The 18,562-nt window shown below is 64.1% G+C and carries 18 protein-coding genes; 6 read left to right on the plus strand and 12 right to left on the minus strand.

Annotation, left to right across the window (positions count from 1 at the left end):
- Positions 1–83 precede the first annotated feature (83 nt).
- The 3 genes from QWY74_RS12045 (at position 84) to QWY74_RS12055 (ending at position 2,497) form a co-directional block, all read left to right on the plus strand.
- Entirely contained in the window at positions 84–1,097 is a 1,014-nt protein-coding gene (locus QWY74_RS12045; protein WP_290314389.1) for a medium chain dehydrogenase/reductase family protein, read from the plus strand.
- Positions 1,098–1,300: 203 nt separating this feature from the next.
- Positions 1,301–1,636, plus strand: a complete 336-nt coding sequence (locus tag QWY74_RS12050) for a zinc ribbon domain-containing protein YjdM (RefSeq protein ID WP_290314390.1) — start codon at positions 1,301–1,303, stop codon at positions 1,634–1,636.
- A gap of 69 nt (positions 1,637–1,705) precedes the next feature.
- The gene (locus tag QWY74_RS12055) at positions 1,706–2,497 is read left to right on the plus strand and encodes an alpha/beta fold hydrolase (protein ID WP_290314391.1); all 792 of its coding nucleotides are present in this window, start codon (positions 1,706–1,708) and stop codon (positions 2,495–2,497) included.
- A gap of 179 nt (positions 2,498–2,676) precedes the next feature.
- On the opposite strand, the gene QWY74_RS12060 is transcribed toward QWY74_RS12055, so the two are convergent.
- From QWY74_RS12060 to QWY74_RS12090, 7 genes are all read right to left on the minus strand, one after another.
- Positions 2,677–4,398: a proline--tRNA ligase gene (locus QWY74_RS12060; protein WP_290314393.1), complete on the minus strand. Its 1,722-nt coding sequence runs from the start codon at positions 4,396–4,398 to the stop codon at positions 2,677–2,679.
- Between the two features lie 88 nt (positions 4,399–4,486).
- Positions 4,487–5,389, minus strand: a complete 903-nt coding sequence (locus tag QWY74_RS12065) for a carbon-nitrogen hydrolase family protein (RefSeq protein ID WP_290314394.1) — start codon at positions 5,387–5,389, stop codon at positions 4,487–4,489.
- A complete protein-coding gene (locus QWY74_RS12070; RefSeq protein ID WP_290314395.1) occupies positions 5,386–6,000 on the minus strand; it encodes a GNAT family N-acetyltransferase in 615 nt (204 codons plus the stop codon). The genes QWY74_RS12065 and QWY74_RS12070 overlap by 4 nt, the downstream gene beginning before the upstream one ends.
- A 397-nt stretch (positions 6,001–6,397) precedes the next feature.
- The gene (locus QWY74_RS12075; protein ID WP_264826777.1) at positions 6,398–7,132 is read right to left on the minus strand and encodes a DUF3307 domain-containing protein; all 735 of its coding nucleotides are present in this window, start codon (positions 7,130–7,132) and stop codon (positions 6,398–6,400) included.
- Entirely contained in the window at positions 7,129–7,770 is a 642-nt protein-coding gene (locus QWY74_RS12080) for a hypothetical protein (RefSeq protein WP_264826779.1), read from the minus strand. Before QWY74_RS12080 ends, QWY74_RS12075 begins: the two co-directional genes overlap by 4 nt.
- A gap of 143 nt (positions 7,771–7,913) precedes the next feature.
- Positions 7,914–9,104, minus strand: a complete 1,191-nt coding sequence (locus QWY74_RS12085) for a vWA domain-containing protein (RefSeq protein WP_264826781.1) — start codon at positions 9,102–9,104, stop codon at positions 7,914–7,916.
- A gap of 5 nt (positions 9,105–9,109) precedes the next feature.
- Complete coding sequence (locus QWY74_RS12090) at positions 9,110–9,955, minus strand: AAA family ATPase (RefSeq protein ID WP_264826782.1); 846 nt, start codon at positions 9,953–9,955, stop codon at positions 9,110–9,112.
- Between the two features lie 565 nt (positions 9,956–10,520).
- Between QWY74_RS12090 and QWY74_RS12095 the strand changes: the two genes are divergently transcribed.
- Positions 10,521–11,159 (plus strand): LysE family translocator, encoded by a 639-nt coding sequence (locus tag QWY74_RS12095; protein WP_264826784.1) that lies wholly within the window; start codon positions 10,521–10,523, stop codon positions 11,157–11,159.
- A 69-nt stretch (positions 11,160–11,228) separates the two neighbouring features.
- Positions 11,229–11,534: a hypothetical protein gene (locus QWY74_RS12100; RefSeq protein ID WP_290314396.1), complete on the plus strand. Its 306-nt coding sequence runs from the start codon at positions 11,229–11,231 to the stop codon at positions 11,532–11,534.
- Positions 11,535–11,561: 27 nt separating this feature from the next.
- On the opposite strand, the gene QWY74_RS12105 is transcribed toward QWY74_RS12100, so the two are convergent.
- The 4 genes from QWY74_RS12105 to QWY74_RS12120 all read right to left on the minus strand — a co-directional run bounded on the left by QWY74_RS12105 (position 11,562) and on the right by QWY74_RS12120 (position 14,762).
- Positions 11,562–12,554: a nucleoid-associated protein gene (locus QWY74_RS12105; protein ID WP_290314397.1), complete on the minus strand. Its 993-nt coding sequence runs from the start codon at positions 12,552–12,554 to the stop codon at positions 11,562–11,564.
- Positions 12,555–12,663: 109 nt separating this feature from the next.
- Positions 12,664–13,425, minus strand: coding sequence for an ABC transporter permease (locus tag QWY74_RS12110; RefSeq protein WP_264826787.1), 762 nt, complete (start codon positions 13,423–13,425; stop codon positions 12,664–12,666).
- Positions 13,422–14,363, minus strand: a complete 942-nt coding sequence (locus tag QWY74_RS12115) for an ABC transporter ATP-binding protein (protein WP_290314398.1) — start codon at positions 14,361–14,363, stop codon at positions 13,422–13,424. The genes QWY74_RS12110 and QWY74_RS12115 overlap by 4 nt, the downstream gene beginning before the upstream one ends.
- 45 nt (positions 14,364–14,408) lie before the next feature.
- Positions 14,409–14,762, minus strand: a complete 354-nt coding sequence (locus tag QWY74_RS12120) for a putative quinol monooxygenase (RefSeq protein ID WP_264826789.1) — start codon at positions 14,760–14,762, stop codon at positions 14,409–14,411.
- 180 nt (positions 14,763–14,942) lie between these two features.
- Here QWY74_RS12120 and QWY74_RS12125 point away from each other — a divergent pair, with 180 nt between their 5' ends.
- Positions 14,943–16,817 (plus strand): AMP-binding protein, encoded by a 1,875-nt coding sequence (locus QWY74_RS12125; protein WP_290314399.1) that lies wholly within the window; start codon positions 14,943–14,945, stop codon positions 16,815–16,817.
- A 90-nt stretch (positions 16,818–16,907) separates the two neighbouring features.
- On the opposite strand, the gene nhaD is transcribed toward QWY74_RS12125, so the two are convergent.
- Positions 16,908–18,395, minus strand: coding sequence for a sodium:proton antiporter NhaD (nhaD, locus tag QWY74_RS12130; protein ID WP_264826793.1), 1,488 nt, complete (start codon positions 18,393–18,395; stop codon positions 16,908–16,910).
- Positions 18,396–18,562: the final 167 nt, after the last annotated feature.

Consider the following 18,562-nt stretch of genomic DNA (forward strand, 5'->3'; position numbering starts at 1 on the left):
AGGTGTTCTTGGGAGAGTACTCAGGAGGCCTGGACACTGCAGGTGCTGCACTTATTGATTGAATTCAGGAAAGGAAGCTACTCATGAGCCATTATCAGCGTGTCGTCATTACCGGCCATGGCGGTGTGGATGTCCTCGATACGGTCCAAGAGGCGATTCCCCAGCCGGGTGGAGGAGAGGTTTGTGTCAGGGTGTTGGCGGCGGGAGTGGGTTATGCTGACGTCATGGCCCAACACGGAGGCTATCCCTTGGCCCCGGGTGTGCCTTTTACACCGGGTTATGACCTTGTGGGCATCGTTGAGCAGGTGGGTGGCGACGTTGTCGGCATTGAAACAGGCCAGTATGTGGCGGCGCTGAATCCTGAATTTGGTTGTTACGCTGAGTACGCATGTGTGCCCCATGAGCTGTTGGTTCCTGTCCCGGATGAGCTGGACCCCGTGGAAGCAGTCAGCCTGATCCTCAATTATTTAACGGCCCATGCCCTTCTTCATGAAAAGGGGCAGCTTCATCACGGGGAAACCGTGTTGATTCACGCTGCCGCGGGGGGCGTCGGCACCGCGCTCCTGCAATTGGGCGGTCTGCTTGACCTGACAATGTACGGTACGGCTTCTGCCCGCAAGCATGTGACGGTTCGTGAAAATGGCGGGATTCCGATCGACTATCAAAACCAGGATTTCGTTGAAGCGGTCCGCCGTGATATTCCGGGAGGCGTTGATGCTGCGTTCGATCCATTTGGTGGGCCGAATCTGAGGCGTTCGTATAAAGCGGTACGAAAAAGTGGCCGTGTTATCAGTTATGGCTTTGCCGGTGAGCGCTTCGGAGGCATGAAGCAAATGGTCCTGGGTATGCTGCAAATGGCCGCTCTCAATAGCTGGCCTGACGGCAAGCGGGTCACGCTCTGCGCCACTCCCGGTGAAGTCAAGAAGGATTCATCATGGTACCGGGAAACGCTTGCCGAACTCTTTGCCATGCTGGCGTCAGGCAAGGTGAAGCCAGTCATTGGGGCGAGGGTACCGTTAGCCGACGTCCAGCGGGCGCATCGGATGGTCGAAAAGGGCGAGGTGAGTGGCAAGGTCGTACTGGTCTGCGGATCTTGAATCACCTCATGGCCTGGTGATTCCGAACTGTTCGGCGCTGCCATCATTCGGGTCTGGTACAGGAAGGGCCCCTTGATGCGGCCGTGAGCGGGCGACATCGCGCTTGCCCCGGAGCGGATACAGCGGGCAGTTCTGGCGGGTAACCTAGTGTAGTGCAATCGTAGTATGCTGAACCTCCAGCCCGCCCGGAGCCAGCTACTACCATGTCGTTACCGCCTTGCCCGCAATGCCAGTCCGAATTCGTCTATCAGGATCAGCGGCTTCTCGTATGCCCCGAGTGTGCTCATGAATGGGATCCTTCGATCGTCGAGCCCGAGGAGGGCGTGGCCATCAAGGATGCCAATGGTAATCCGCTGGCCGAAGGCGACAGGGTTACGCTGATCAAGGACCTCAAGGTCAAGGGAAGCTCCCAGGTCATGAAGATCGGCACCCGGGCTTTCATTCGGCGCATCAAGGATGGCAAGGACCATCAGCTCGACTGTCGGGTTGATGGGGCCGGCGAGATGATGATCACGGCGAGCTTCGTGAAGAAGGCATAAGGCTTCTCACCAGGAAGACACTATGACGTGGACCGGAGGTAAGCTATGCCAGTCCTTACAAGAGGAAGCTTGCAGGTCGATTACACGGACGAGGGACAGGGTCCGGTTGTCGTCTTGATACATAGCTCCGTCAGCGCCAATCAGCAGTGGCGGGCGCTCACTGAGGCGCTGAAGGACCGCTACCGAGTCCTGGCGGTCAATCTATTTGGCTACGGAGAAACGCCCCCCTGGCCGGGAAACTCCCCGCAGTCCCTGTATGCACAGGCTCAACCGGTTCTTGCCTTGAGCGAGGAAACAGCTGGTCCTGTCCATTTGGTCGGGCATTCCTTCGGCGGTACGGTCGCACTTAAGGCTGCAATGCTACTGGGGCCAAGGGTTGGCAGCCTGGTTCTGCTGGAACCGAATCCGTTTTACTTGCTCCAGCAAAACGGTCGCACGCGAGCATTACTGGAAGTATGCGGCCTGCGAGATCATGTGAAATGCTTTGGCGCATTGGGAGACTGGTCAAGAGTGGCGGAACGCTTTGCCGACTACTGGCTAGGCGACGGGGCGTGGCGTGCCATGCCCGAAAAGCGGCGAGCCGCCTTTATCAAGGCGTTGCCACCCAACTTCCACGAATGGGATGCCGTAATGAACGAGGAGACCACCATTGAGGAATGCAAGGGCCTGACGGCGAGAACATTAGTGGTCAGCGATCAGGCGACCCGACTTCCCATACGCGAGATCGTCGATATCCTTGCCGAGGCCTGTCCTCACTGGTCTTTCCATTCCGTGGCCAAGGGTGGCCATATGGCGCCGCTCACTCACCCGGAACTGGTCAATCCGGTCATACGTGACTTCCTTGACGCCGATCCTGCCTGATCCAGATTGGAAACACGCTCCAGCCAGTGGCTTCCACTGCGCGCTCTGACCGGGCCCCTCCATGGCGTTACCGCCTTGCCGGCAATGCCGGCCCACGCAAAAGGAACCCGCCGGTCTCGAGTGTGTGCTCGAGGTCGGCGGGTTCTTTACGTCTGACGCTGGGAAGCGCTGCTACCGGATCAACCGGCGATCTTGTCTTTCAGCACGCTGACGATGTCGTCGATCGGGATCATGGTGGCTTCGCTATCGCGGCGGCCCTTGTATTCCAGCTCGCCGTTGTCGAGGCTGCGGTCGCCAATGACGATGCGGTGGGGGATGCCCATCAGTTCCTGGTCGGCGAAGCGCACGCCGGGGCGCAGGTCGCGGTCGTCGAGCAGCACGTCGATACCGGCGTCGCTGAAGGCCTGGTAGAGGCGTTCGCTTTCGTCGCGCACGCGCTGCGACTTGTGGGCGTTCATCGGCACCAGGGCGACGTTGTAGGGGGCGATGGCGTCGGGCCAGATGATGCCGGCGTCGTCGTGGTTCTGCTCGATGGCGGCGGCGACCACGCGGGTCACGCCGATGCCGTAGCAACCCATCAGCAGCGGCACGGCCTTGCCGTTTTCGTCCAGCACGGTGGCGTTCATCGCCGTGGAGTACTTGGTGCCCAGCTGGAAGACGTGGCCGACCTCGATGCCGCGGGCGATGGCCAGGGTACCCTTGCCGTCCGGCGAGGGGTCGCCTTCGACGACGTTGCGCAGGTCGGCGACCCTGGGCAGGGCGACGTCACGCTCCCAGTTGATTCCGAAGTAGTGCTTGTCCTCGATGTTGGCGCCGGCGCCGAAGTCGCTCATCAGCGCCACGCTGCGGTCGATGACCAGCGGCATGTCGAGGTTGACCGGGCCCAGCGAGCCGGGGCCAGCGCCCACGGCGGCGCGGATTTCTTCCTCGGTGCCCATGGTCAGCGGCGCGGCCACCTCGGGCAGGTTCTCGGCCTTGACCTCGTTGAGCTCGTGGTCGCCGCGCACCAGCAGGGCGACGAGGCCGCCTTCGCTACCCTTGACCATCAGCGTCTTGATGGTCTTCTCGATGGGCAGGTTGTGCTTCTCGACCAGCGCCGCGATGGTCTTCACGTTGGGCGTGTCGACCAGCTCCAGGCTTTCCTGCGGGGCAGGGCGCTCGGGCGTCTCGCCCAGTGGCGCGGGCAGGGCCTCGGCCTTCTCGATGTTGGCGGCGTAGTCGGACTCGGTAGAGAAGATCACGGCGTCTTCGCCGGACTCGGCCAGCACCTGGAACTCGTGGGAGCCGGTGCCGCCGATGTCGCCGTTGTCGGCTTCCACGGCACGGAAGTCCAGCCCCAGCCGCGTGAAGATGCGCACATAGGCGTCGTACATGGCGTCGTAGGAACGCTGCAGGCCGGCCTGGTCGACATCGAAGGAGTAGGCGTCCTTCATGATGAACTCGCGGGCACGCATCACGCCGAAACGCGGGCGCGTCTCGTCGCGGAACTTGGTCTGGATCTGGTAGAAGTTCGAGGGCACCTGCTTGTAGGAGCGGATCTCGTTGCGCACCAGATCGGTGATGACTTCCTCGTGGGTCGGGCCATAGCAGAAGTCGCGGTCGTGCCGGTCGCGGATGCGCAGCAGCAGGTTGCCGTACTGGTCCCAGCGACCGGATTCCTGCCACAGGTCGGCTGGCTGAATGGCCGGCATCAGCACTTCCTGGGCATGGGCGCGATCCATCTCCTCGCGGACGATGTTCTCGACCTTGCGCAGCGTACGCAGCCCCAGCGGCAGCCAGGTATAGAGGCCGGCGTTGAGGCGACGAATCATTCCCGCGCGCAGCATCAACTGATGACTGACGATATCGGCGTCGGCGGGCGTTTCCTTCAGAGTGGCGATCAACAGTTGACTGGCGCGCATGAGGGGTCCGTGAGAGCTTGTTGGTTTGTGGCTATTAAAGCGGCATTGTACGACCTGGCGTGGATGGCGGCAAAAGGAGCCGGGATGCCTAGACCAGCTGGCGTACCTCGATGCCATCGGCAAGCCGCTGGGCCTGACGCAGCCAGTCGGCGTGGTTGTCGACCTGGCCGGTGTCGCGCAGTGCGGCGATGGTGGCCAGGTCGAGGGTGGCGAACTGCCAGCCCGGCGTGGCGTCGGCGCTCTGCACCAGAATGCCGTCCGGCGGGAAGCCGTGATCGCAGGGCGTGTAGACGGCGGCATGGCCGATATTGATGTCCACCGCCGGCGACCACAGGGCCTCGCCGATGGTCGGCGAATGAATCACCGCCACCTGCTGCTCGATGGCGCGGGCCTGGGAGCTCAGGCGCACGCGCTGGTAGCCGGCCTGGGTGTCGGTGCAGCTGGGTACCAGCAGCAGTTCGGCACCGGCGTCGATCAGCGCCCGGGCCAGCAGCGGAAACTCGCTGTCATAGCAGATCAGTACGCCCAGTTTACCGGCCGGGGTGTCGAAGACGCGCAGGCCGTCACCCGGCGAGATGCCCCAGTCGCCCCGCTCGAAGCGCGTCATCAGCTGCTTGTCCTGATGGTCGAAGCGGCCATCCGGGGTGAACAGCCAGGCGCGATTGACGAAGTGATCGTCGTCGATGGCCCAGGGCAGCGAGGGCGCCAGCAGGGTCACGCCATGCGCCATGGCCAGCTCCCGCCAGGTCTCGTGGAAGACCTCCCGCCAGGCCTGCAGGCCGTGCCGCTGAGCCCGGATATCGTCGCGTTCGGCCTCGGGCAGCAGCGAGGTCAGTTCCATGCCGCCGTACTCCGGAAAGACCAGCAGTTCGGCGCCCCGGCTGGCGGCGTCACGCACCCAGCGTGCGGCCTTGTGACGAAAGGACTCGATGTCGTCGAAGGCCTCGATGGGGTACTGGGCGGTGGCGACCCGCAGCGAGTGACGCGTCATGCCGACGCCTCCCGAATGTTGTCGATGCGATTGAGCCAGAACACCATGGGTTTGTCAGTCTCCTCGGTGTGTCCGACGTCCTTCCAGGCAAAGCTGGTGGCCAGTTCGGGGTGTCGCTGGTAGCCGCGCCCTTGCCAGAAGTCATGCAGCGGGCGGTAGTCTGCCGGCTTGAGGGGGTGATCCGCCGGGCGCTCCACGGCACAGAAGGCCACCCAGGCATAGCCGGCGGCCGCGGCGTGCTGCTCGCGGGCATCCATGAAGGCATGCCCGAGGCCGTGTCCGCGATACTCGGGCAGCAGCACCGACTCGCCGTAATAGAAGACATCGGCGACCCGGTAGCCCTGGGCCTCGAAGGGCGCGCGGAATTCCTCGACCTCATCGCTCAGCGGCTGCGCCGTGGAGGCGCCGACCAGCCGCTCGCCATCCAGCGCCAGCACGAAGAGGCTGCGCGGGTTCTCGGCATAACGCTTGAGATATTCGCCCTCATAGGCCGGATCGCCGTCATAGAGATAGGGGAAGTCGCGGAACACGCGAATGCGTAGGTCGGCGAGCCCTTCCAGGTAGGGGGTGATCTCGGCGCCCTGGCAGGTCGTCAGTCGGGGTTGCGGCATGGCTTGTCTCCTCGGCATCGCGGCGGGATGTCGGGCCCCGGGCCTGGCCCGGGGCTGGCCATGAGCCTATCAGGCTGTGGCGTGGCTGCCCATCCGGCGAGCGCGCAGCGGCCACTCAGTGACGCTGTCGCAACACCCAGAGGCTAACCAGACCCCAGAGGCTAACCAGACCATGGTGGCCACGAACAACGGTACGCCGACGATTATGGCAAGGCCTCCAGCGCGTAGGGTCGATAACCTTCGAGCAGGGCCCAGAGCCGCGCGGCCGTGTGGACGACCAACTGGAAGACGTGCCGCTCTTCGGGCCCGGCTGGCAGCCGGCCAGCCCGGCCGTCAGTGCCAGCAGCAGCGTGAACCGCGCGGGTGCCGAATGCATCAGCCAGGCGCGCCGCATGTGTCAGCCGCCCCAGATCAGCGAGCGCGCCAGCAGGCCGATCACCAGTGTCAGGGAGACGCTCAGCAGCGTGCCCAGCAGCACGTACTCGGTGAGCTTGCGCTCCTTGCGTTCGCGCAGGTCGCCGTAGCGCAGTACCGACTTGGCGGTCAGCAGGAAGCCCACGGCAATCAGCTCGTGCTGCAGCACCAGGGTCAGCACCAGCAGCCGTTCGAGCATGCCGATGCGCGCCCCGGCCGCCACCAGGGTGCCCTGGTCACTGACATCCTGACTCCAGGGCCGCAGGGCCAGCGCGATGGCCAGCGATAGCGGCCGCGTGACGATCAGGTAGGTCAGCAGCAGGCCCAGGGTCTCGGGGCGGGTGAGCCAGGCTGCGGCGGCCTGCAGCGGGGCGCTGTCGTCCAGCCAGACGGCCCAGACCGCCACCAGTACCAGCACGTGCAGGGCCTGGTCGAGCAGGAACCAGCGCAGCTTGTCCGCCGCCAGTTGTGCCTTGCCCAGATCGATCAGCCAATGGCTGACGGCCACCACCAGCGCCGCCAGGATGGCGAAGCCCACGCCGGCCCCCGCCAGACCCAGCACCGGCAGCACCAGCAGGCCGTGCAGGCCGGCATGCAGATAGAGGGCCGTGGAGCGGATGCCGTCCTGCTGGCGGGAGTCGACCCAGTGTTTCGGCTGCAGCAGGAAGTCGCCCAGCAGATGCGCCAGCAGCAAGCCGAGCAGGGGTGCGGTGGTCATCGGGTTGGGCCCTCCATGGCCAGTCGTTCGCGGAAGTAGGCCAGTGTATCGCCGAGCAGTGCCCAGCGAGCGGTCCGCAGCCGCTTGTGCACGCTGGGCTGGCGAATGCCCAGGCGCCTGGCCAGGGCCTGCTGGGATTCATCGTGCCACAGCCGCAGGTGGGAAATCTCGGCGGCGTGCGTCGTCCAGCCCTCGATCAGCTCATCGACATAGCGTAACAGCAGACCTAGGCCCGGGTCCGGCTCGGCATCCGGGCGCGTCAGGCTGAGGTGGGTGTCCTCCGCCATAGTGTCGAGCCCCTGTCCCGATGCCACGAAGACGGGGCCATCGGCGGCCGCCAGGGGCGCCTCGGGCTGCCAGTCATCCTCGCCCACGGCGATGGCGATGCGCGCATCCCAGCGTTGGTCTTGACCCTGGTGGATCAGTCCGGCGCGCAGCATCACGGCGGCTTCCAGGGCCGCGGCGGGCTCGGGCAGGGCCAGTTGAAAGCCGTCGCCGCGGAAACGCTCGAAGCGACCGTCATGGGCCCGGGCCAGGCGCTCGAGGGTCTCGTCCAGCACCGCGAACAGGGCCTGGCTATCATCCAGGCCGCGAGAGTCGATGATATCGCCGGTCAGCACCGCAATGGCTTGCGTCATGAGTAGGCATCCACGGGAATGTGGCTCACATTATAGCCCAAATAAGCTATACCATCGAATTATAGCCATTAAAGGCTATTATTTAATGATATAGCCCAAAAAGGCTATCGGGCGGCGTGCCGACCAGGCCGGGAAGCGCTGATTCATCTTGCGAGCTCCGTCATGGCGTCCTCCAACCCCGCCAGCGTCATCGGATACATGCGGTCCTCGATCAACTCGCGGATCAACCGGGTGGAGTGCGTGTACTCCCAGTGACGACGCGGCATGGGGTTCAGCCACACCAGTCTGGGGAAGGCGTGGGTCAGGCGCTGCAGCCAGACGGCGCCGGGCTCGTCGTTCATGTGTTCGACGCTGCCCCAGGGATGAGTGATCTCGAAGGGCGACATGGCGGCATCGCCGACCACGATCACCTGATAGTCGGCGCCATAGGTATTGAGCAGCTCCCGGGTGGGCAGGCGCGCCTGTTGATGACGCGATTGCCAGCTACCATTGGAATGCCAGACGCCTTCATACAGGCAGTTGTGGAAATAGAAGTGTTCGAGGTGCTTGAACTCGGCGCGGGCGGCGGAGAACAGCGCCTCGCAGTCACGGATATGGTCATCCATGGAGCCGCCCACATCGAGGAACAGCAGCACCTTCACGGCATTGCGCCGCTCGGGGCGCATGCGCACGCTGAGCAGCCCGCCGTTGCGCGCGGTATCGCGAATCGTGGTGTCGACATCGAACTCTTCCGCCGCTCCCTGGCGGGCAAAGCGCCGCAAGCGCCGCAGCGCCATCTTGATGTTGCGGGTGCCGAGCTCGCGGTCGGCGTCATAGTCGCGGTAGCGGCGCTCATCCCAGACCTTGGCGGCGCGGCGATGGCGAGAGCCGTCCTGGCCGATGCGGATCCCCTCGGGATGGTAACCATGGGCACCGAAAGGGCTGGTGCCGCCGGTACCGATCCACTTGTTGCCGCCGGCATGGCGCTCCTTCTGTTCCTCGAGGCGCTGCTTGAAGGTCTCGAGCAGGGCATCCAGGCCGCCCAGCGACTCGACCTGAGCCTTCTCTGCCTCGCTGAGCCGTTTCTCGAACTCGCGGCGCAGCCAGTCATCCGGGATCAGGGCGTCGATGGAGGCGTCCTGCGCCTGCACACCTTCCAGCCAGGCGGCGAAGGCGCGATCGAAGCGGTCGAAATGCCGCTCGTCCTTGATCATCACGGTGCGCGCGAGATGATAGAAGGCATCGAGGTCGGCGAACACCACGTCGTGCTCGAGCGCCGCATTGAGGTCGAGAAGCTCGCGCAGCGAGACCGGCACCTCGAAGCGCCGCAGGGATTCGAACAGGCCGATGAACATGGCGCTCAGCGCCTCTGCCGACGCATCATGAAGGCCAGGCGCTCAAGCAACTGGGTGTCCTGCTCGTTCTTGACCAGGGCCCCGGCCATGGGCGGCAGGGCACTGGCGGGGTCGCGCTGGTGCAGGGTCTCCTGGGCCAATTCATCGGCCATCAGCAGCTTCAGCCAGTCGACCAGCTCCGAGGTCGAAGGCTTCTTCTTGAGCCCCGGCGCCTCGCGCAGCTCGAAGAAGACTTCCAGTGCCCGGCTGACCAGCTGAGGGGCGATGTCCGGGAAGTGCACATCGACGATGGACTGCATGGTCGCCCTGTCGGGAAAGTCGATGTAGTGGAAGAAACAGCGGCGCAGGAAGGCGTCGGGCAGTTCCTTCTCGTTGTTGGAGGTGATCACCACCACCGGGCGGTGCCGGGCCCGGATGGTCTCGCCGGTCTCGTAGACGTGGAACTCCATGCGGTCGAGTTCCTGCAGCAGGTCGTTGGGGAACTCGATATCCGCCTTGTCGATCTCGTCGATCAGCAGCACCACGCGCCGGTCGCTGGTGAAGGCCTCCCACAGCTTGCCGGGATGCAGGTAGTTGGCCACGTTCTCGACGCCCTCGATGCCCAGCTGCGAGTCGCGCAGCCGGCTGACCGCATCGTATTCATAGAGGCCCTGGGCGGCCTTGGTGGTCGACTTGATATGCCAGGTGATCAGTTGGGTGTCCAGGGAAGCCGCCAGTTCCTCGGCCAGCAATGTCTTGCCGGTGCCGGGCTCGCCCTTGACCAGCAGCGGGCGCTGCAGGGTGACCGCGGCGTTGACCGCCTGTTTCAGGGACTCGGTGGCGACATAGGTCGCGCTGCTGTCGAACGCCATGAGTTGCCTCGCAGGAAGAAGGAGCGAAATTCAAACGAGTGTACGGAAGGTGGGGGGCGGCGACAATCTTCCCGGGGCCAGACCCGCAGTCCGTCCTGATCCCGGGTGGCGTGGCAAGGCAGGGAAGGGCGGCAGGAGGAAAACTGCCACCAAGGTCGGATTGTTGGCGTCGCCGATATGGCGTTTCATATACATCAACAACGACAGCGAATTCGGTCGTCGGTTTTCCGGCCACCCAAAAAAATGTCCCCCGAAGGGGACACAAGAGGAGCACGCCAGCTCACACCTTTTACTATCCGAAAAGCATGCTAGGATAGTGGGTCAATCAACAAAAACAACAAGATATCTATTCGAAGGCGGCGATCCAGGAAATTGGGTCGCCGCCTTTTCATGCTGTGCTGCACCATTGGGAGGCATCCAAGGGCCTGTATGCGCACTTGTGGGGCGCAGAGCAGGGCGTCTGGCCAGGGTCTTCGCGGGTGCAGCACCACTTGCCCGGGCGTGGTCCGGCAGGCAAGCTCGAGGCATGTGCAGCTTGTCTGATCACCACAGGAGCCAGAGCGCCATGCTGACCTATTCACTCGCCCACTGGATGGCCTTTCTCTCGACCGCGGTCCTGCTGAACCTCTCGCCGGGACCGGACATGGCCTTCATCCTCGGCCAGACGGCGCGGCATGGGCGACGCGGTGGTGTGGCGGCCATGTTCGGCGTGTGGAGCGGGGCGGCGTTGCATGTGGCGATGGCGGCACTGGGCCTGTCGGCGATACTCGCCACCTCGGCGCTGGCCTTCTCGCTGGTCAAGTGGGTGGGGGCCGCCTACTTGATCTGGCTGGGCCTGCAGATCCTGTTGAGCCGCGACAACGGCGATGCGCCCGACGTCAGCGTGGCCAGCACGCCGAAAACCGGCGCCATCTACCGCCAGGGCATCCTGGTCTCGGCGCTCAACCCCAAGGTGGCCATCTTCTTCCTGGCCTTCCTGCCCCAGTTCGTGGTGCCGGGAGCCGGCCCCGCCGCGCTGCAGCTCGCCTTTCACGGCGCCTTGATCATCGCCGTCGCCGCCGCCATCGAACCACCGCTGGTGCTGCTCAGCGCCCGCATCGCCCGCGCCATGCAGAACCAGAAGCGCCTCGGCCGCTGGCTGGAAAAAAGCCTGGGCGGGGTGTTTGTGGGGTTGGGGGTGAAGCTGGCGCTCAGTCAGCGCTAGGGAAATGAGCTTGAAGCTGGAAGAACGCGGCTGGCGCCGCAGCGAGAGTGAAGAGGGAAGAACGGCGCTATGCGCCTTGAAGAGGGAAGAACGGCGCTTCACGCCTCGAAGAGGGAAGAACGGCGCTACGCGCCTGGAAGAGGGAAGAACGGCGCTACGCGCCTTGAAGAGGGAAGAACGGCGCTTCGCGCCTGGAAGAAAACTCTTGACACCACAACCCCTGGCATCAGCCTGGCTTCTTCCTTCTTCCTTCTTCCTTCTTCCTTCTTCCTTCTTCCTTCTTCCTTCTTCCTTCTTCCTTCTTCCTTCTTCCTTCTTCCTTCTTCCTTCTTCCTTCTTCCTTCTTCCTTCTTCCTTCTTCCCTCTTGCCCTTGACTTACGGCTTACAGCTTACAGCTCATCCTACTCCCCCTTCTTCAACTGCTTGCGCAGGCCCTGGGGTACCTGCTTGATGATCAGCCGGTCGTTTTCCTCGTCGTATTCCACCGCGGCGCCGAGCAGGTGGGAGTCGAAGCTGATGGAGACGCCGGCGGCGCGGCCGGTGAAGCGTTTGAAGGCCTTGAGGGTGCGCTTGTCCGGGGGGATTTCCGGTGACAGGCCGTAGTCGCTGTTACGGATGTGGTCGTAGAAGGCCTTGGGTTGCTGTTCGTCGACGACTTCCGAGAGTTCGTCCAGGGTCATGGGCTCGCCGCGGCTGGCCTGTTCGCTGGCGTAGCCGATCAAGGCGTCGGTCTTCTCGCGGCTGGTTTCCTCCGCCATGTCGGTGCTTTCCACGTAATCGCTGAACGCCTTGAGCAGGGTTCGGGTTTCCTGGGGTGTGTCCACCGGCTGGCTGGCGCCGAGCACCTCGGCGAAGGCATCGGCAAGCTTGCGGCCGCCGCGATCCCGGGTGTAGGAGAGATATGGGTGTGAGGCGTTGCCCTGACGCCACTGGGTGATGTCGATCCTGGCGCCCAGCGTCATTTGCGCCAGGTTGAGCTGCGGGCTGGGCACGATGTCGAGATGATCGCCGATGCCGAAGCCGTCGCGCTGGAGGAGCAGGGCCATGAGCAGGTAGCGGGACTCGCCCTTTTGGTGATCGATGATCAGGAGGTGGCCGCCCAGCGGCAGGTGGGCATCAATCAGCGGGGCGATGGCACTGGCCAGTTCGCGGGTCAAGGTGGTGAAGTCCAGCTCACCGTCGAGGAAGCTGGCCAGGGCGCGGGGCAGACGGGCTGAGGTCTCGTCGCTGAACTGTCCCCAATCCTTGGCCTTGGCGTGATAGGCGGTGTTGAGTTCGGCGAGCAGGTCATCGAGGGTCGCGGAGGCCGCCAGCTCGCCTTCCGCCGGCACGACGCGCGCGCCCTGTTCGCCGGATGTGTCGATGCGATGAATGATGCTGTGCAGGATGGGCATGAGGACCTCGCGGCTCGCGGATGACGGCCGGCGATGATACCGCATCATCCCCGGCCGGGGCTGCCCCGAATGCGTCAGACAGCCCAGCGCGATTCAGCGCGGGTCGCGCTTAAGGCTTGAGACCATAGCCGCTGCGAAAGATCCAGTTGACCACGGCCAGCGAGATGGTCAGGAAGAGGGCGATCATGCCCAGACTGGCCCAGATGCTGACATCGCCCATGCCGTAGAAGCTCCAGCGGAAGCCGCTGACCAGGTAGACCACCGGGTTGGCCAGGGTCACGATCTGCCAGGCCGGTGGCAGCATGTCGATGGAGTAGAAGGTGCCGCCCAGGAAGGTCAGCGGCGTGATGACCAGCAGCGGCACCAGTTGCAGCTTCTCGAAGCCGTCGGCCCAGATGCCGATGATGAAGCCCAGCAGGCTGAAGGTCAGCGAGGTCAGCACCAGGAACAGCAGCATCATGAAGGGGTGCGCGATCTCGAAGGGCACAAAGAGCCGCGCCGTGGCCAGCACGATCAGCCCCAGGACGATCGACTTGGTGGCCGCCGCGCCCACATAGCCGAGCACCACCTCGAAGTAGGAGACCGGCGCCGAGAGGATCTCGTAGATGGTGCCGGTGAAGCGCGGGAAGAAGATGCCGAAGGAGGCGTTGGACACACTCTGGGTCAGCAGCATCAGCATGATCAGCCCGGGGACGATGAAGGCCCCGTAGCTGACGCCGTCCACCTCGCTGATGCGGGTGCCGATGGCCGCACCGAAGACCACGAAATACAGTGAGGTCGAGATGACCGGCGAGACGATGCTCTGCAGGATCGTGCGCAGGCTGCGGGCCATCTCGGCGGCGTAGAGGGTCTTCACGGATCGGAAGTTCATGCGTTCTCCTGCACCAGGCTGACGAAGATTTCCTCCAGGGAGCTCTGCCGGGTGTGCAGGTCCTTGAAGTGGATGCCAGCGGCCTGCAGGTCGGCCAGCAGCTCGGCGATGGCCGCTGGGTCGCCCTCACTCTCGCCGGGGCGCGAGGCATCGTAGGTATACACCAGGGCATGGCCGTCATCGGCAATCGTCAGGTTGTGGTCGGCCAGGGCCTCCGGGATGCCCGACAGCGGCTCGCTGAGGTGCAGGGTCAGGGCTTTGCTGCCCAGCTTGCGCATCAGCTCTCGCTTCTCCTCCACCAGCACCAGCTCACCGGCGCGTATCACGCCGATGCGGTCGGCCATTTCCTCGGCCTCCTCGATGTAGTGGGTGGTGAGAATGATGGTGACGCCATTCTCGCGAAGCTGGCGCACCACATCCCACATGTCGCGGCGCAGCTCGACGTCGACGCCGGCGGTGGGCTCGTCGAGGAAGAGGATCTGCGGCTCATGGGCCAGGGCCTTGGCGATCAGCACCCGGCGTTTCATGCCGCCGGAAAGCGTGATCAGCTTGTTGCGGCGCTTTTCCCAGAGGCTCAGCGAGCGCAGCGTCTTCTCGATGTGCAGTGGCGAGGCGGGCTTGCCGAACAGGCCGCGACTGAAGCTGACCGTGTCCCAGACCGTGGAGAAGGCTTCGCCGGTCAGCTCCTGGGGCACCAGGCCGATGCGCGAGCGGGCCTCGCGGTAGTCGCTCACGTTGTCGTGGCCGTCCACCAGCACCCGGCCTCCGCTGGCATTGACCAGGCCGCAGATCACACTGATCAGGGTGGTCTTGCCGGCCCCGTTGGGGCCCAGCAGGGCGAAGATCTCGCCGCGCTGAATGTCCAGGTCGATGCCTTTCAGGGCCTGGAAGCCGCTGTCATAGACCTTGGACAGGTCTTCGACTCGAATGACCGTCACGGTCTGTCTCCTGTCGCGGGGGTGTCATGCATCATGCCTTGCCGCTCAGGAGGGCAGGGCGGGGGCATCGAACTCGGCGGGCTCATCACTGTAGACGCAGACATTGGCTTCCTCGATCAGGCCGTCCGGCGACTGCACCTGTTCCTCGAAGAACGCCTGGATCTCGCGGCGCTGGCAATGCGCTTCGAAGGCCTCGCGGTTGGCCCAGGTCTCGTGGAAGACGATGGGGTAGCTGTCGCCCTGGGCAAAGGGGCTCTCGATACGCCGCGTCACGGTATAGCGCAGGCAGCCGTCCTCGCGATGGGTGTTCGGCTCAAGTGCCTGCAGGGCGGAGAAGGCGGCGGCTTCCTGCCCGGGCTTGGGCTTGAAGCTGGCGATGCAGTAGATCTTGCTCGACATGGGTTTCCATCGGTACGAGTAAACTGACAAGGCAGATGATGACCTTAACATGCGGCTGATATTGCGGGGGAGTATGACATCCCCCTGGCACCTTCCTTAGCCTATCGTCGTCTGGCGAAGCAACCCGTCACATTAGACATTGAGGGCATCGATTACCCATACAACAACAGTGGTGCCCCTATGCGTTACTCAGAGACCTACTCAGCGTCCATCGAACAGCCGGAGGCCTTCTGGCGGGACAAAGCGTCCTGGATAGACTGGTTCGAGGCTCCCGAGACCATTGTGTCGCGGCGTGAGGATGGCCACCATGACTGGTTTCCCGACGGCAGGCTCAACACCGCCGATCTAGCGCTTGATGCGCAGGTCCGGGCCGGCCGGGGTGATCAGCTGGCGCTGATTCATGACTCCCCCGTCACGGGCACGGTCCAGCGCTTCACCTATGCCGAACTTACCGCACGGGTAGCATGTTTTGCCGGGGCGCTGCGTGACAAGGGAGTGGGACCGGGTGACAGGGTGATCCTGTACATGCCGATGATCCCGGAGGCGGTGATCGGCATGTTGGCCTGTGCCCGGCTGGGTGCCATCCATTCGGTGGTGTTTGGTGGTTTCGCGGCGCACGAACTGGCGGTGCGCATCGACGATGCCCAGCCCAGGGTCGTGCTGACGGCTTCCTGCGGGATCGAGGTGGATCGCGTCATCGCCTACAAGCCGCTGGTGGATGCGGCTCTGGAAGAGTCCGTGCACCAGCCGGAGGCGTGCATCGTCTTTGCGCGGCCACAGGCCAGTGCTGAACTGCAGGCCGGCCGGGACTTCGACTGGGCCGAGCTCGAGGCCGCTGGCCAGGCCGTCGAGCCGGTGCCGGTGCGCGCGACGGATCCGCTGTACATTCTGTATACGTCCGGCACCACCGGCAAGCCAAAGGGGGTGGTGCGCGACAATGGCGGTCATGCCGTGGCCATGCGCTACAGCATGGCCGTGGTCTATGACGCCAGTCCCGGCGATGTGTTCTGGGCCGCCTCGGATGTGGGCTGGGTGGTGGGCCACAGCTATATCGTCTATGGCCCGCTGATCACCGGTTGCACCACCATCCTCTACGAGGGCAAGCCGGTGAAGACCCCGGATGCCGGGGCCTTCTGGCGCGTCTGCGCAGAGCATGGCGTCAATGTGCTGTTTACCGCTCCGACGGCGTTCCGCGCCGTGCGCAAGGAAGATCCCGAGGCAGAGGAGCTGTCCCGGTATGACATCCGATGCCTGAAACGCATCCTGCTGGCCGGTGAACGCCTGGACCCTACTACCCATGCGTGGCTGAGCGACAAGACTGGCCTGCCGATACTGGATCACTGGTGGCAGACCGAGACTGGCTGGGCCATCTGCTGCAATCCGGTGGGGATCGAGAAGCTACCGACGCAGCCCGGCTCGGCCGGTATGCCCACGCCGGGGTTCGATGTGGCCATTCTGGATGCCAGCGGCCAGCCCGTAGGCCCCGGCGAGCAGGGGCAGGTGGCGGTTCGCCTGCCGTTGCCACCGGGATGTCTGACGACCATCTGGGGCGATGATGAGCGTTTTCGCCACGCCTACCTCGATCCCGTACCCGGCTACTATTACTCGGGGGATGGCGGTTACCGCGATGCACAAGGCAACGTCTTCATCATGGGGCGCATGGATGACGTGATCAATGTGGCGGGTCATCGCTTGTCCACCAGCGAGATGGAGGAGGTGGTGGCGGCGCATCCGGCCGTGGCCGAGTGCTGCGTGATCGGCGTGCGCGATGAGTTGCGCGGCCAGCTCCCCGTTGGCCTGGTGTTGCTCAAGGATGGCGCGACCATCGCGGCCGATGACCTGGAAGACGCGCTGGTCGAGATGGTACGTCAGCGGATCGGCGCGGTGGCCTGCTTTCAGCGTGCCGAAATCGTCGAGCGCCTGCCCAAGACGCGTTCCGGCAAGATCCTGCGGCGGGTGCTGCGCGACATCGCCGATGGCGAAGACTACGCCGTCCCCTCGACCATCGATGATCCCGCCATTCTGGAGGACATCGAGAAACGGCTGCATTCCTGAGTGCGTCGTGCCCCCAGGCACGGCTCGACCACGGCCCGCGCCAAAGGATGCACCGCCCGGCAGGCCGGGCGGCGGGCCCTGCCCGGCACATCAGAGGAAGACCGCGAAACTCTCGGCGTTGATCAGCATGTGCGCCACCACACTGGCCGCGTAGCCCAGGGCGATGATCGGTGCCCAGCGCATGTGGCCGGCAAAGGTGTAAATGCCGCGTGCCTGACCCATCAAGGCCACGCCGGCGGCGGAGCCCACCGACAGCAGGCTGCCGCCGACGCCGGCGGTCAGGGTGATCAGCAACCAGTTGCCCAGGGACATGTCGGGCTCCATGGAGATCACCGCGAACATCACCGGGATGTTGTCGACCACCGCCGAGATCATGCCCAGCACGATATTGGCCCAGACCGGGTCCCAGCCCGTGTAGAGCGTCTCGGACAACAGGCTCAGGTAGCCCATGAAGCCGAGGCCGCCCACCGACATCACCACGCCATAGAAGAACAGCAGGGTGTCCCACTCGGAGCGCGCCACACGAGTGAAGACATCGAATGGCACCACGCTGCCCAGCGCTTCGAGCTTGCGCCAGTCCCCGCGCTTGCTGTAGCGCGTGCGTTTGCGCTCCAGTGAGCGGGGCAGGCTGCGCCGCAGGTAGAAGCCGAAGAACTGCAGGAAGCCAAGGCCGGTCATCATGCCCAGTGCCGGCGGCAGGTTGAGCATGGTGTGGCAGAGCACCGAGATGACGATGGTCACCAGAAACAGGCCAACGATGCGCCGCGCACCGCGCTTGAGCCAGATGTCCTCTTCCAGGGCCGCCGGCTTGCGGTTCTTGATGAACAGGCTCATGACGACGGCCGGCACCAGATAGTTGACCAGCGAGGGTCCCAAGAGCTTGAAAAACTGCTGGAACTCCACCAGCTTGGCCTGCCAGACCATCAGGGTGGTGATGTCACCGAAGGGACTGAAGGCGCCGCCGGCATTGGCAGCCACCACGATGTTCACACAGCAGATGTTGATGAAGCGCTTGTCGCCCTCGGCCACCTTGAGCACCACGGCGCACATCAGCATGGCGGTGGTCAGGTTGTTGGCGATGGTCGAGATCCAGAAGGCCAGAATGCCGGTGATCCAGAACAGCGAGCGATAGCTGAAGCCCGTCTCGATCAGCCAGGCGCGCAACTTCTCGAAGACGCGGCGCTCTTCCATGGCATTGATGTAGGTCATGGCCACCAGCAGGAAGAGCAGCAGTTCACTGTATTCCAGCAGGGTGTCGCTGAAGGCCTCTTCCGCGGTATTGGGCAGGCCCGAGCGCATGTAGGTCCAGCCGATGAGCGCCCAGATCAGACCGGCGGCGACGAGCACCGGCTTGGATTTGCGCATGTGCAGCTTTTCCTCGGCCATGACCAGGGCATAGGCGGCGAGGAAGAGGGTGACGGCGATAAAGCCGGGGATGGTATAGGTCAGGTCCAGCTCGCCGGCGGAAGCTGCCTGGGCAAGGGGGCTGAACAGCAAGATACAGAAAGCGAGCACGCAAGAACCTGGCCACCGGGCGCTGTGCCGGGGCCAGTAGGGGTCACGATGGCGAGTCAGCATGACTGAGGCATCCTGAGGTCTGGAGGGAGAATGGGGCGAAATCGCGGCGTATTCTATACTAATCAAACACTGTTCGCTATTAGTTAGGCGACTAATAGGGTGCCCGATGAGGACACGCTGGTTGCGGCATGCGGGTGCTGGCCGGTGGCCACGGCAATCGCGCAGGC

This window comes from Halomonas almeriensis, assembly GCF_030409235.1.
Classification (GTDB): Bacteria; Pseudomonadota; Gammaproteobacteria; order Pseudomonadales; family Halomonadaceae; genus Halomonas; species Halomonas almeriensis.